The organism is Chitinophaga alhagiae (assembly GCF_003568665.1).
Taxonomy (GTDB): Bacteria; Bacteroidota; Bacteroidia; order Chitinophagales; family Chitinophagaceae; genus Chitinophaga; species Chitinophaga alhagiae.
The window spans coordinates 554450-569729 of sequence record NZ_QXMH01000002.1; the positions used below are offsets into that span (position 1 = coordinate 554450).

Sequence of the window (15280 nt, forward strand, 5' to 3'; positions counted from 1 at the left end):
AAAAAATTACGCAGATGAGAACGATTAAACTTAAACATATAAGGAACCTGGCGGCAGCCGGTGTTGGCGCATTGATGCTGGCCGCCTGCACAAAGGATTTTGAACGTATCAATACAGACCCTTACGGGCTGAGCGAGGAAGACCTGAAGGCAGACTTCCGCCTGATAGGGGAGCCTTTCCGGCAGATACAGACCAATATCTACGCGGTGTCTCCTGGCTGGGTGATGCAGGTGCAGCAAAACCTGCAGGGCGATATCTGGAGCGGCTACATGGGTGTACCCGGCCCTTTCGGCAACGGCGGCAACAACAACTCCACCTATAACCTGATAGACGGCTGGAACGAAGTGATGTGGGGCTGCGCTTACGGCTCTTACGCGCCCGCGCCCAACGTGGCCGTAATGCCGGTGGCCAGTACCATTAACCGGCTGGCAGGGGAGGAATTTAAGGATTTCAAAGCCTGGATGCTGATACTCAAAGTGCTGGTGATGCACCGGGTAAGTGATGTGTACGGCCCTATTGTGTATACCAAATATGGCAAACCGAACCCGGACAAAAGTGTGGACTATGACGCGCAAAAGGACGCCTATTACGCCTTTTTTGAAGACCTGAACACCGCCATCGGCACCCTTACGCCGCTGGCCAGTTCCCCGCTGAAGCCCTTTGAGCGTTTTGACCTGGTATACGACGGCACGTACAAAGCCTGGCTCCGTTTTGCCAATAGCCTGCGTTTGCGCCTGGCTATCCGCATTGCCAAGGCAGACCCCGCCAAGGCCAAAACGGAAGGGGAGGCCGCCCTGGCCCATCCGGCAGGGTTGTTGGAACTGCCGGCAGACGATGCTGCGGTAGATATTTCCCCCACGCCCAACCCGTACAACACGTACACCAACAGTTATAACGACATCCGCATGGGCGCGCCCATGGAATCACTGCTCACCGGTTACAACGACCCGCGCATCGGTAAATATTTTGTGCCGGCCACCGCGGTGCCGGGCGGCGTGTACAAAGGTGTGCGCACCGGTATAGCCTTGCCTGATAAGATCTATGCGGACTATTCCAGGCTGGCGGACATGCCCGGCAGGATGCAGCTGATGACGGCGGCGGAAGTATGGTTCCTGAAAGCTGAAGCGGCCCTGCGCGGCTGGGCGGGGGCTGGTAATGCCAAAAACAACTATGAGAAAGGCGTGCAAACCTCTTTTGCGCAGCATGGCGCCGGGGATGCCGCGGCCTACCTGGCCAACAGCACCAGCAAGGCCGCGCCTTACACAGATACAAAAAATGCCGGGAACAACGTGCCGGCAGGTAACCCCTACCTCAGCACCATTACCATCCGCTGGGAAGAGGGAGATGCTTTCGAGAGAAAACTGGAACGGATCATTACACAGAAATGGATTGCCATGTTCCCGGACGGGCAGGAGGCCTGGAGCGAGTTCAGGAGAACAGGTTACCCAAAGCTGTTCCCGGTGGTGGTAAACAACAGCGGCGGCAAGATACCCACCGCTACCTTCATCCGCCGCGTCAATTTTTCACAGACGGAATATGCAACCAACCCGAAAGGGGTAGAGAAAGCCGTGACTTTACTAGGTGGCCCGGACAACGGAGGCACACGCCTCTGGTGGGACAAGCCATAAACCCAACATAGACATAGCTCATCAATAACCATGAACGGCCGGCCCTTTTGGGCCGGCTTTTTTTACGCCGGCAGCCACAAAAAGAACGGCCGCCATTACCGGCGGCCGTTCTGAAAAAAAAGTATGTGCAGCCTCAGGCCTCTTTCAGCCGCAGCTCGTTCTTGTATTCCTTGGGTGTTTTTCCCACTATCTCCTTAAAGAAGCGGTTGAAGTTGGAAAGGTTCTTGAAACCGCAGGAGTAGGCTATTTCCGCAATAGACCAGTCTTCTTCCGTAAGGCGCTTGCAGGCATGGCCAATGCGCACTTCGTTGAGGAACTGTACAAAAGACTTTTTAGTACGGTTCTTGAAAAACCGGCAGAAAGACTGCGGGGAAAGGTTGGTGATGCTGGCTACGTCCTGCAGGGAAATTTCCTTGGAGAAGTTGTTCATCACGTACTTGAACACCTCATCTATCTTGTGGTTGTCCTTCACATTGTAGGCATGGGAATAGCCTGTGCTGGCCAGGTAGTAGCAGTCTTTGGTCTCAGACAGCGTTTTCAGGATCTGGAGCAGGGATATGATCCTTTCCAGGCCTTCCTTTTTGGGCAGGGCAAGTATCTCGTCTTTCAGCGCTTCCTGGGTGGCGCCAATGATCTTCATGCCGCGCTGCGCCCGGTGGAACAGGTCTGTCAGCGCCTTGGTTTCCGGCAGGCCGTAGAACTTGTCCCCGAAAATGTCTTTCGGGAAATAGATCACAACGGAACGGGCCTTTAATGATTCGTCGTTCCGGTGATACGCTTCATCATTGTACCATACATGCGGTATGTTAGGCCCCAGAAATACCATATCGCCTACATCAAAGCTCTCAATGCTGTCACCCACTATACGCTTGCCCTGGCTTTCAGTAACGTACACCAGCTCACATTCAGGGTGAAAATGAAAAGGTGTGTTGAAGTACGGATCGCAACGTTCAATGATGGTGATCTGGTTGTCGGCAAAGGCTCCCACTTTTATGAGAATGGGTTTCATACTTGCTTCCTTGGTTTGTTTAGTCCTATGAAAAGCTGGCAATAAAACATCTGCCATTTTAAATTCTATTTTGCCAAATTATTAAATTTAAGTTAAAAAAATACTAGTTTTCCCGAAATTCCCGGAATAATTGTCTAGTTCCGAAATTCTTTTCCCGCATCTGCCCAAAGGGGGCCGTTCGGTGGCGGTTTTGACCGGAAGTCCCGTAGAACAGGCCCTGAGAGCAGGAAATTCTTTTTTGTTTCATTTAATTTTCCGTACCTTGTCGATGCTAAATCGATTAAGCACGTACTTACGTATCAGCAGCATATGAAGGGCATATCAATCAAAGACATCGCAAAACAGGCGGGCGTATCACCAACTACAGTTTCTTTTGTACTCAACGGCAAAGGCCGTGAAAAACGGATCAGCGAGCAGGTCAGCAAGAAGATACTGAAGCTGGCGGCCAAGCTGAAATACAAGCCTAACCAGCTGGCCAGAGGGCTGCGCACCGGCAAGACCAAAACCATCGGGTTGATCGTGGAAGACATTGCCAACAACTTTTTCGCCAACGTGGCCAAAATAGTGGAAGAAGAGGCAGACAAGTTCGGCTACAAGGTGCTGTACGGCAGCACGGAAGACAACCTGGTGAAAGCCCGCGGCCTGCTTGAGGTGCTGGAATACCGGCAGGTAGACGGGTATATCATTACCCCCACGCCCAACCTGGACAAGGAGATAGAAATGCTGAAACATGCGCGCAAGCCCATGGTGCTGATGGACCGTTATCTCCCGCAGATACCTACCAATTACGTAATGGTCAACAACTTCCAGGGCGCTTACGATGCAGGGGAATACCTGCTGAAGCTGGGCTATACAAAAATTGCGCTCATCACCACCACTTCGGAACAGATACAGATGAAGGAGCGCCTCAACGGCTTCACGGCCGCCATGAAAGCGCACCGCGCATCCTTTCCCCGCAAGTTCCTCAAGAAGATACCTTTTGCCGCCGCAAAAGATGAGGCCGTTAGCCAGATCAAGGCCTTCATAGAAAACAACCCCGACCTGGACGCTATTTTCTTCTCCACCAACTACCTGGGCGTATACGGCATTGAATGTTTTAAAGACCTGGGCATTAAAATAGGGGATGATATTGCCATAATCAGTTTTGATGATCATGACCTCTTCCGCCTGCACACGCCGGGCATTACCTGCGTGGCGCAGCCCATACACGATATTGCCCGCAACCTGATACAGGTGCTGATGAACGAGCTGAACCACAACAACCAGCAGATCAACCAGGTGGTGCTGCCGGCTACGCTGGTGAAACGGGAAAGCTGTAAAAAAAGGAAAAAAGCCACCGTTCAATAAAAGAAATACAGGCTGGCGCCGGGCAGCAGCAAGCCTCGCCAGATATCGCATATACCTTGCCAGTATTACAGATAAAAGGGATGTGCCGTAATGACCGGCACATCCCCTTTTTTTAGCGGCGCGGGTTGGGTCAACGCCCTGTCCACCACACCGGCGTGGTATAGTTATTCTGTTGTTTTACCGCCTGGAATTTTTCCCCGTTGTTCAGCTCTTCACTGGTGGGGTATACCGTTCTTTCCATCATTCTCACATTGCTGGGGCCCTTGCGCACCCTGGCGCCGTAGTCTTTCATGAGCCGGCGGGTATCCGCCCACAGTTCGTATGGTTTGAGCATGTTAAAATGCACGTACTTCTGGTCATACATCAGCCCCATTTTTTCAGCGGCCGCCGCTGCGTTGAACTCGTTCACCATAGCGTCAAGAAATGCGGTAATGGTGGCCTGCGGCGGCTTGGTGGCCTTGGCGGCGCTGATGAAGCCGGTGTAGCTGCTGTCTTTGGCAATGCCGTTGATCTCGTAATAGATGTCTATAGATTCCTGCATGGCGGCCCTGTACTCGTCCGCCGCGTTGATGCCCAGGTCCGGCCAGCGGAGGGCGGCCTCTACCTTCAGCAGGTGAACTTCAGATGAAGTAATGACCTGGTACGGCATGCCGAAGTTCCGTTCAAAGGTGAAGCGGTTGTAAAAGGACGGGAACGTTTGGGCCATGTTGGAAGAAGTGATCTGCGGCGAAATGGCCGTTACGTCCGCTCCTTCTGAAGGCATGGGCGTATAGTTGCCGTCTTTGTCAGGCTGGAACAGCACCGGGATGCGCGGGTCTTCCGGGAAACCGGCTTTCCGCATTACCCGCATCATATTTTGCGGCGCCCACAGCGTTTGCGGCAGCCTCTCGGAAATAGAGCGGAAAATAAGCAGCTCCATGGCTTTTTCCGGCTGCCGGTCTACCAGCGTAATGGTAGTGGCACGGTCTTTCGCGTACACCCCGTCCGCCAGCACTTCCTGTATGGTGCTTTTGGTGAGGGCGGGCTCTACATTGGTCAAACGCATGGCCAGGCGCATGCGCAGGCTGTTGATGAACACCCGCCAGGTGTTGATGTTGCCGGCAAACCAGATATCGTTCCGCGGGAACTGCTGCTGGATGAAGCTGGTGTTGAGGCTGTAGCCTTTCAGCTTGTCAGACACGTCTTTCAGGTTAGCCAGAATGGCGTGGTAGATATCCTGCTGCTTGTCGAACGACGGGAAGAAATTCAGGTCCTGCGCCTGCATGGCATCGGTGAAAGGCACGTCGTTGCAGGCATCTGTAAGATGATAAAAAACATAGTCCCGGATCACGGAAGCCGTCCACATAAATATTTCATAGTTCTTTTTATCTTCTTCAGACAGTTTGTTGAACATGTCCTGCATGGCCCGCAGGGAGCGCAGTTTGCTGTATGAGTCGCTGTACGGGTTGTGTACCCACGAGAAGTTGGAGGGAGAGCCGTCATTGGCATACCCGCCGGAGCCCAGCATGGGGCCAAAGGTGTTGAAGTTGTGGAACATTTCCCCGTAAGAGTACCTGAAAATGCCGAGCTGTTGCTGGGCATTGGCATAAAAGCCTTCTATGGTGGGTGATGTGAAACCGTTCGGGTCCAGGTAATCGTCTTCCAGTTTTTTCTGGCAGGCCGCCGCCAGCAGCAGCGTGGCCCCCAGTATGATGTTGAATATTTTCCTTTTCATGATATGCCGTTTTAGAATGAAGCCCTGATACCTACCCCATAGCTCCGGGTGGAGGGGAAGGCGTTGTTCTCAAAGAATACGTTGGTGCCGTTCAATGCCTCCGCGTCTACATTGGGCATGGTCTTGTAGATGTACCAGAGGTTATTGGCAAATGCGGAAATGGCCAGCCTTTCAAAATGCATTTTATCCGTTAGCCGTTTGGGGAAGTTGTACGTGAGCACAATGTTCCGGAGCTTGATATAATCGTTTTTGTAAACGATATCCGGCTGAATGTCCATGAACGTTTGCCAATAGTAGGAGTGTTTGTCTGCCGCGGTGATGATGGTCTCGTTGGGTTTGCCGTCTGCTTCCACGCCGGGGAGTATCACCCCGTCGTGCATAATGAACGGGTACTTGGAATCTGCCGGCACCGGGGCGGTATGGCTGGGCAGCTGTACAAACGCACCGGCGTTGTTGATGTAGTAGGGCAGGCCGCCATGCGCTTCATCGCGGTAGGTCACGGTCTGTTTGGCGGAGCCGTTGCCTACCATGTACATGTTGGTTTGAGACACCAGGGTGGAACCGAACTGGAAGTCTATGTTGAAGTTCAGCTCCAGGCCTTTGTAACGGAGGGTATTGTTGAAACCACCCAGGATGTCTGGCAGTACCTTGCCTACTATTTCCTCCTTGGTGGGGTCTGTGGAGTAGTACCCGCCTTCGGTGATGCGCACGCCCTGGTCGTTGGTGCGGTAGGGCCTTACAATGATCTGGCCCCAGGGCTGGCCTTCCTTGGCCACTACGGAGGCGCCAGACATGCCCCAGAGGCCCTGGGAGGTAATGCCCTGGGCCAGTTTTTTCACTTTGGGCTTGTCGTTATGGAAATTGAGCACGGTTTCCCAGCTGAAGTTCTTGCCTTGCACGGGCGTGCCGGTCAGCATCACTTCCAGGCCGCTGTGGCCGATCTGGCCTGCATTGATGCGGGTGGTGTTTACGCCGCTGGCCTGCGCCACGCTGAGGCCCATGATCTGGTCGTACGTATTGCCGTTGTAATAGTTCACTTCCAGCCCGAAGCGGTTGTGGAACATTTTAGTTTCAATGCCCAGCTCCAGCTCCCGTTTACGTTCCGGCTTCAGGTCTGTGGGCGGCAGGTCTGCCCGCGGGGCGTAGGTAACAACGCCGCCATAGTTGCCAATGTCATACACGGTATTGGCGAAGTATTCCGGGCCGGGGCGGCCCACGTCTGCCCAGGATACCCTGAACTTGCCAAAGTTAAGCCAGGCCGGTTTTTCGAGTGCCTCGCTGAATATCCAGGATACGCTGGCGCCTGGGTAGAAGTAGGAGTTGTTTTGCGGCGGAAGGATGGAAGACCAGTCGTTACGCCCCTGCAGGTCCAGGTACAGCCAGCCTTTCCAGCCAAACTGCACCGAGCCGAAGAGGCCGTACAGGCGGCTGTAACGGCGCGTATCATCGCTCAGTACCGGGGTTGTTTTGGCGTTGCGGAAAGAGAACCAGTCCCGGGTAATAAAGCCGTCTCCCGGTGTGGTCCTGTTGGTAGACTCGCTGGTGCGGCGCTGTATTACACCGCCCACAAAGGCGTTGATATCAAAGTTGGAGGTCACCTGTTTTTCGTAGCTGAGTACGGCCTGGCCATTGTAGAACACGTCTGTGCTGTTAGACAGGTAGTAGCGGCCGCCGTTGGCCACGGAGAGGGGGCGGCGTACCTTTTCTTTTTGTTCGTTCTTGTTGGTGATCCAGTCAAAGCCGCCCAGCAGCTCCAGCCGGAAGCCGTGGCCGATGTCTACGCTGACGGTGGCGGAGTTGATGAAGTGGTTGCGGGTATTATCGTAGTCGTTCTGCGTCTGGTTCCAGAGGTAGTTGCCGGCCAGCCCGTCCCGCACAATGCCGCCCACGGGGTAGCGGGTATTGCGGTCATTCATGTACCACCAAAAATAATTGTCGTTCTCCTTGTCTACGATCTGCGTGCGGAGCAGGTCTACGTCCAGCTGCCGGGGCACGCCGTAGGTCACGAACACGTCCTGGTTGGTGGGCGGGGCGTTGTGGTTGAAGGTGGTGGCGTATGTACTCACCAGCTTGAAGTTGACGCGGTTGGTGATCTTGATGTTGCCGTTGAAGTTGAAATTGTCGTCGTGCAGCTTGAAACCTTCAAAGATGCCTTTATAGTCACGGCGGGTGTAGGAAATGCGGAACCCGCCTATTTCGCTGCCGCCCTGCAGGGCAACGTTGGCGGAGTTGGTGAAGCCGTTGCGGTAAAAGCTCTTGATATTATTGGGCTGCGCCACATAGGGCCGCATCACGCTGTCATACCAGAGTATCTGCCGCCCGTCCATCCTGGGCCCGAAGTTATAATTGGTAGGGTAGTAGGCCTGTTTGCCGAAACGCTGGTAAAAGCCTTCCGCATCCACGGTGCCGGGAACTACCCAGGCGGCGGGGAAGCCGGAGCCGAACTCGTTCTGGAACTCCTGCATGATCCATACGTTGTCACGCGAGTGGCTGAGGTTCACGTCTACCCCGAAGCCTTTCTTTTTGCTGCCGCTTTTGGTGGTGATGAGTATTACGCCGTTGGCGCCCTGTGAACCGTAGAGCACGGCGGCCTTGGCGCCTTTCAGCACTTCAAAGGAGGCAATGTCGTCCATGTTGAGGTCATTGAGGCCGTTGCCCGTGCTTCGGTTGATGTCTGTCTGCCAGTCAAGCATGGGAATACCGTCTATCACGAACAGGGGGCGGTTGGTGGAGCCTTCGTAGAGCGATACGGCGTTGCGGATGTTGATAGACATGCCGCCGGCCGGGCCCAGCGCCGTGGAGGTGATCTTGAGGCCGGCCACCTGCCCGTAGAGGGCGCCGAAGGCGTTGATGGGGCTGCCGATGTTTTCCAGCTTTTCGGTGTTGATGGTACCCTGGGAGTAGCCGAGGGATTTTTTTGCGCGATTGATGTTCAGCGCCGTTACCACCACTTCATTGAGGCCCGTAACATCTTCACTGAGCGTGATGTTGTAGACGGACTGGCCGGAAACCGGTACTTCGCGGCGGGTGTAGCCGATAAAGTTGAACACCAGGGTGGCATTGGGCGCGGTGCTGAGGCGGAAGGAGCCGTCTGCCCCGGTAATGGTGCCGTTGCTGGTGCCTTTTTCTGAAATGGTGACGCCCGGCAGCGGGGTGCCGGAGGCGTTGCTGACGGAGCCGGTGATGGCCTTCTTTTCCTGTGCAAGGGAAACCTGTACGCACAGGGTCAGCAAGACCACCGCGAGGAGTAGCGTTCTTTTCATTGTTCAACTGTTTTAGATAAAAAATAGCCTGTGGGAGTGACGTCACTCCGCATGGTGTCTGGTGAAAAATAGTGTCTGGTAGCAGCTGAGGGGCACGCATTCATGGAGGGTACCCCCAGGTAGTTCACTGTTCGTTTTAGGTGTTAAATAACGTCTGTTCTGTTTTGGTTGAATGTGTCCGTTCTGGTGGTAAACAAATCAGTTGTCGGAATGTTCGTTCCTGCCGGGTTGATTTTGGCCGTTCTGACGGTAAACAAATGTTGATGGGGAGAGTAAAACGTTTTAGCGATGCCGGTTAAAAAAAAGAAAAGCCTGTTTGCAGGTCCATCCCTTTCCCCGTTCTCTCTTTGATTCGTACATACCAAACTTAGCGAGTTTTTTGCTAATAACCATGCCATTTATCAATTAATTGCGGCCGCTGTCCATACAAGAGAAGTTGATCGCTCCCCTAAAAACGTGCAGCCTTGCCCGGGAGATGGTGTAGTGACGGTAACGCGGGGTGGGAGCGGGTTTCCTCCTGATGTACGTTATAACCCATATCAAATTCGCACAAAATGATAGTATTTTCAGGAAGATGAACGCCGCGTAAACCCTTCATCAAAAAAAAGTTAAATTTTGCTTTGCACGTTAACCAACTTTAACTAAGTTGCAGACGTTCGTTTTTCAGAACAGCAAACTTGTGCGTGAAGCAGAAAATGGAGAGCGTTGGCGGTCACAGGTTTTTTTTATTGCATATTGCTAAATCGTTTTATGCAATCAGAAAATTACCTGCAAACCGGCCACGGGCGCAATGTACAGGTTTTTAAAAGGGAAGATCGATAAAACGATTTATTCACTTTTTGTTTGTTCCGGAATAACGGAGTATAGTGAACAACGCTGACAGAGATACGCCACACTTTAGGTAGCAGGAAACCATCTCTCCGTTTTTATCAGCCGTTTCTATGTAGCCGGAACTGCCGTAGCAGGCGGGCGCTGCCGTGTACGCGGTAATTGCCCGGCCGCACTGCCGCACACCGGAACCGCCGCCCCATGCGGGCGGCCAGGCATTGTATTGTATGCTGGTTGACGCATGGCCGTCAACTATCAGCCAATAAAGGGATAACTATTGTTTACAGTAACCAGTTCTCAAATTAAAATCTAAGGAAGCTATGCGAAGAATTCTGCTGCTCGCCACGTTGCTGTCTTTCTGCTTTGCCCCCCTCTCCCGGGCACAGGAAAAGAAAGCAGTTACCGGCTCCGTCAGGGATGCCAACGGCACCCTGCTGCCCGGTGTTACGGTAAAGGAAAAAGGTACGTCTAACGGCGCCATGACCGCCGCGGACGGCTCTTTTAAAATCAGTGTGCAACCCGCTGCAACACTGGTTTTTTCATTTATGGGCTATGTAACCCAGGAAACGCCTGCCGGCACCGGCCCGCTTAACATTGTACTGAAAGAAGATTCCAAGAACCTGAACGAGGTAGTGGTGACCGCGCTCGGCATCAAACGTGAAGCGCGCAAGCTGGGGTACGCCATGACGGAGCTGAAAGGTTCCGAGATTGCCAAAACCAACTCCATCAACCCGGTAGCCGCCTTGCAGGGCAAAGTAGCCGGTGTGGACATTTCCGGCGCGGCCGGCGGCCCGCAGTCTGCCAACCGCATTGTGCTCCGCGGCGCCAAATCGCTCAACGGCAAAGACCAGCCCATCTTCATTATAGACGGGGTGATCTTTGAGAACGACAAGGCGGACGACGCGGTGAACTTCGGTAACGTGCTCAAGAACTTCAACCCGGACGAGTTTGAGTCCGTATCCGTATTGAAAGGCGCCGCCGCTACCGCGCTGTACGGTTCCCGCGCTATCAACGGCGCCATCCTCATCACCACCAAAAAAGGCCTCACCCGCAAAGGCCTGGGCGTGGAAGTGAGCCAGACGGTGCAGTTCGAGCAGGTATACCGCACGCCCATTGCCCTGCAAAACGTATATGGCGGCGGTACCAACGGTACCTTCAGCAAAGATGCGCAGGGCAACAACGTGGTGGTGCCCGGCGGCAACAGCTTTGGCCCCCGCATGGAGGGCCAGATGGCCAAACTGCCCAATGGAGATATTGTGCCCTTCAGCCCCATGCCGGATAATGCCATGGACGGCTACCAGCTGGGTAAATATTACAACACCAATGTGGCCGTGGAAGGCGGTAACGATAAAGCGAACTTCCGCTTCTCTTACTCCCGCCTTTCCAATAACAGCGTAATGCCCAATAACGATTTTAACAGGAACTCCTTTTCCCTGAAATCTTCCGCGGTACTGAGCAAGTTCCTCTCCGCGGAAGGCGGCATCACCTACGCATTTTCCAATACGCTCAATCCCACCCGCCAGGGGGGTGACTATACCAACCAGAACGTTGGCCGTAAATGGATCTATGTATTTCCCCGCAACTACGACCCCGCTTACTGGGCAGCCCGCTACCTGGGCCCCAACCCCGGCTTAAGCAACATGGACGATTACCTGGGGCAATACCCCGGCGCGGACTACTGGTTCAGCCTCAACCACGATACCTGGGAGAGGAAAGAGAACCTCTTTATGGGTAACCTGAACCTGACCGCCACCGCAACAGACTGGCTGAAATTCCTGCTGCGCGGTACCTTCAGCAACGAACAGAACAAGGATGACCGGCGCGAGCTGGGCTGGGGACCCAACTTCAGCGGGGCCCGCGGCCTCTATGCCGTTAGCGGCGTTAACAGAACGCAATACACCTTTACCGGTATGGCTATGTTCTCTCCGAAAATGAAAGATGACTTCACGCTCAACGTAAACCTGGGCGCCGAGACCTGGAACTCCGGCATTGGTAACGAGTACAGCGCGCGCACTACCAATGGCCTGCTGGTGCCCGGCAAGTTCACCATCAGCAACAGCGTGGGCACGGTAGACGCACGCGGTAACAAAATACTGCCCCGCAAACAGATCAACTCCCTGTTTGCCGCGGCCAGCCTGTCTTACAAGAACGCCTTCTTCCTGGACGTAACCGGCCGTAACGACTGGTCTTCTTCTCTGGCGTACCCCCTCGGCGGCGGTAACTTCTCTTATTTCTACCCCTCCGTGAGCGCGGCCTGGGAGTTTACCGAAACGTACAAGAACGCCCTGCCCTCTTGGATCACGTACGGCAAGTTAAGGGCCTCTTACGCGGTAGTGGGCGGTGATACCGATCCCTACCAGCTGAACAGCGGCTATGTAATGGAAGAGCTGTGGAACGGCGGTATCAACAACGGGTACCTTTATTATCCGTATAATAAAGACACGTACCCGAACGATAACCTGAAACCTTCCATGGCCCACTCTTACGAAGTAGGCGCGGACATCAGGTTCTTCAACAGCCGCCTGGGCCTGGATGTGGCCTTGTACCAGTCAGACATTAAAGACCAGATACTGAAGCTGGACGTTCCGGTAGAATCCGGCGTAAAGAACAAGTTCATCAACGCCGGCCACTTCCGCAACAAGGGCATTGAGCTGGCCATCAACGGCCGCCCCGTACAGGGCAAGCACTTCCAGTGGGACGTTACCTTCAACGGCAGCCGCAATACCAACAAGATCATTGCGCTTGACCCCGGTATCGATACCTACGAAATGGGCAGCGACCAGGACGTAAGGGTGGTAGCCCAGGTAGGCCGCCCCTACGGCGTGCTGGTCACCAACTACGGCTACACCCCGTACGTGTCAGCAGACCCCGCTAAAAACGGCAAACCCGTTATTGAAAGATCAGCCAGCTTCCCCGTGCAGTTCAAACGCAGCACCGCGGAAGTGGGCAATATTACGCCAGACTTCAACCTGGGCCTGAACAACAGCTTCAGCTACAAGAACTGGTCGTTGAACGTATTGCTGCAGGCGCGCATGGGTGGAGACATGTTCTCCGCTTCTCACCAGTACGGTACCGGCCGCGGCACTATTGAAAGCACGCTGCCCGGGCGCGATGCCGCATCAGGCGGTATTGCCTGGACGGATAAGGACGGCGTACAGCGTAACGACGGCATGATCCCTGACGGCGTGTTCGGCGAAGGCATGAAAGGCACTACCGCCACCGGCCTCAGCCAGGACGTAAGCGGCATGACCTACCGCGAGGCCTATGATAAAGGCTACGTAACGCCTTTAACGCCTTACCAGTATTACAGCATGATAGGGGAGTGGGGCATCGGCATCCGCGAGGCATCCGTGTTTGACGCCTCTTACGTGGCCCTGCGCGAAGTATCGCTGGGGTATACCTTCCCTGCCAAACTGGTGGAGCGCTGGAAGCTGAACAAGGCCCGGGTGCTGCTCACCGGCCGCAACCTCGGTTACCTGTTCAACAACCTGCCGGACCATATCAACCCGGAAGGCCTGCGTAACAACAGCACTTTCGCATTCTCCGAGTATGGCGGCGCGCCCTTTGTGCGCAACATGGCCCTCACTATTCAATTGGGTTTCTAATTTTTAAAAAGGAAGATCATGAACATCAAACATAAAATAGGCATCGGCGTACTGGCTATGGCCGCTATGGCAAGCGCCTGTACGAAAGATTTTGCTGAGTACAATACAGACCCGGAAGTATCTCCCTCCATTTTGCCCGAAACCATGATCACCAGCTCGCAGAAAGCAATAGTAGACCGCGACTTTGACTGGTATTACGACAACTATGGTTTCCTCATGCGCTGGATGCAGTTCACCGTAGCATCGCCGGAAGGCAATGCCGCCGGTATGTTCGGCGGGCAGAACACCAATAATTTCTACCAGGCCTTTTACACCACCATTGGCCGCAACCTGGTGGAAATTGAGAAGCTGGTGAACAAAATGCCTGACGCACAACGGGCGCAATACCGCAACATCAGCGCTATTGCCAAAATACACAAGGTATACGCGGCCTTCCGCGTATCTGACGCCAACGGCTCCATTCCTTACTCGGAGGCGCTGCAGGCCCGTGAAACGGCCAACTTCACCCCGGTGTACGACAACCAGGAGCAGCTGTTCAACACGTTTGACAACGAGCTGAAAGATGCCGTAGATTCCCTGCTGAAGCCTGCTGAAGGCCAGATCAGCTACGGTACTTACGATATGTTCTACACCAACGCCGCCACCGCGCCGGCCAACTACGCCAAAACGGCCAACGTGCTGCGCCTGAAAATTGCGATGCGCCTGCTGAAGCGCGATCCTGAAAAGGCCAGGCAGGTAGCGGAAGAAGTGCTGGCCAGCGCCGCCGGTCTTTACGCCGGCAACGCGGATGAGTGGAAATTCATTTCCAGCACCCAGTTTGCCCGCGGCGGCAACTGGAACTCCCAGGGCAACAATGCCAGCGCGGCCAGCATCAACATGCTGGCTTTCCTCCAGGCGCAGGCAGACCCGCGCCTGTCCCTCTTCTACAAGAAGAACGGCATGACGGAAGAACGTTTCAACTATATTAAGTCAGGCGGCGGTTTCCCCGAAACGGCCGTGTATAACCCGCAGCGCTACGTAGGCCTGCCGGTAAGCCCTGACAGCCGGGACCTGCCGCAATACCTGAGCCTGTTCGGCACCAAAACCTATTCCCTGGTGTTTGCCGGCGGCAGAAAGGAAGAAGTGACGGTAGATACGCTGACCCGCTACCAGAACCGTTTGTTCGACCTGTCTCAAGACGGTGGCGCGGATGGCCAGTACACCCAGCCGCTGGTTACTTACGCGGAACAATGTTTCATGCTGGCAGAGCTGGCCGTACGCGGCATTGTTGCCGAAGATGCGGCAGCCTGGTATAACAAAGGCGTTACCGCCTCCATCAACGCCTACGATGCCATGGGTAAACTGGCCGGCATTGTGGAATACACGGCGGTAGACCCCGCGGCCATCACCGCTTACCTGCAGCAGCCGGGCGTTGCGCTCACCGGCGGCACAGATGAGCAACTGGAAAAAATAGGCGTACAGGTTTTCCTGCATCACTTCAAATCCCCCTGGGAAGCATGGGGCTCCTGGAAACGCCTGGGCATTCCCAAAAAAGGCGGCATCCTTTCCCTGGAGCCGGTGCTGATAGGCGGTGCGGAAGGCGTCATTCCCCGCCGCTGGATCCTGCCTACGCCCAACTCCGCCAACATGACCAACTTTAACAATGCGCTCACAGCCATGGGCGCCACCGGAGAATACGGCAGCCCGAACGATATTACGGGCCGCGTATGGTGGGACAAGCAGTAGAACTGTAAAATTTGCACTGCAATAAACAGGCGGCCCGGGGCGGATGCTCCGGGCCGCTGTTGTTTTCCGGTAGAGCATGAGTAGCTGATTTTCAGCTGGTTAGTGTTTTTGCTGGATAGTGGCTTAAGGTTAAAAGTGTTGCTGCTATTGGCTTTGAGGTA

The 15280-nt window shown here is 54.4% G+C and carries 7 protein-coding genes; 4 read left to right on the plus strand and 3 right to left on the minus strand.

The features are described 5' to 3' along the window. Window positions 1–14 precede the first annotated feature (14 nt). Complete coding sequence (locus D3A97_RS13225) at window positions 15–1628, plus strand: RagB/SusD family nutrient uptake outer membrane protein (protein ID WP_119079559.1); 1614 nt, start codon at window positions 15–17, stop codon at window positions 1626–1628. 133 nt (window positions 1629–1761) lie between these two features. On the opposite strand, the gene D3A97_RS13230 is transcribed toward D3A97_RS13225, so the two are convergent. After that, window positions 1762–2637 carry an AraC family transcriptional regulator gene (locus D3A97_RS13230; RefSeq protein ID WP_157986527.1) on the minus strand — a complete coding sequence of 292 codons (876 nt, stop codon included), beginning with the start codon at window positions 2635–2637 and terminating at the stop codon, window positions 1762–1764. Window positions 2638–2946: 309 nt separating this feature from the next. Between D3A97_RS13230 and D3A97_RS13235 the strand changes: the two genes are divergently transcribed. Next, entirely contained in the window at window positions 2947–3984 is a 1038-nt protein-coding gene (locus tag D3A97_RS13235) for a LacI family DNA-binding transcriptional regulator (protein ID WP_119078964.1), read from the plus strand. Between the two features lie 130 nt (window positions 3985–4114). Here the strand turns inward: D3A97_RS13235 and D3A97_RS13240 are convergent, their stop codons facing one another. Both D3A97_RS13240 and D3A97_RS13245 read right to left on the minus strand, forming a co-directional pair. Next, a complete protein-coding gene (locus D3A97_RS13240; protein ID WP_119078965.1) occupies window positions 4115–5698 on the minus strand; it encodes a SusD/RagB family nutrient-binding outer membrane lipoprotein in 1584 nt (527 codons plus the stop codon). Window positions 5699–5709: 11 nt separating this feature from the next. Continuing rightward, window positions 5710–8961 (minus strand): SusC/RagA family TonB-linked outer membrane protein, encoded by a 3252-nt coding sequence (locus tag D3A97_RS13245; RefSeq protein WP_119078966.1) that lies wholly within the window; start codon window positions 8959–8961, stop codon window positions 5710–5712. A 1148-nt stretch (window positions 8962–10109) separates the two neighbouring features. Here D3A97_RS13245 and D3A97_RS13250 point away from each other — a divergent pair. Both D3A97_RS13250 and D3A97_RS13255 read left to right on the plus strand, forming a co-directional pair. After that, window positions 10110–13394, plus strand: coding sequence for a SusC/RagA family TonB-linked outer membrane protein (locus D3A97_RS13250; RefSeq protein WP_119078967.1), 3285 nt, complete (start codon window positions 10110–10112; stop codon window positions 13392–13394). A gap of 18 nt (window positions 13395–13412) precedes the next feature. Beyond that, window positions 13413–15119, plus strand: a complete 1707-nt coding sequence (locus D3A97_RS13255; RefSeq protein WP_119078968.1) for a SusD/RagB family nutrient-binding outer membrane lipoprotein — start codon at window positions 13413–13415, stop codon at window positions 15117–15119. Window positions 15120–15280: the final 161 nt, after the last annotated feature.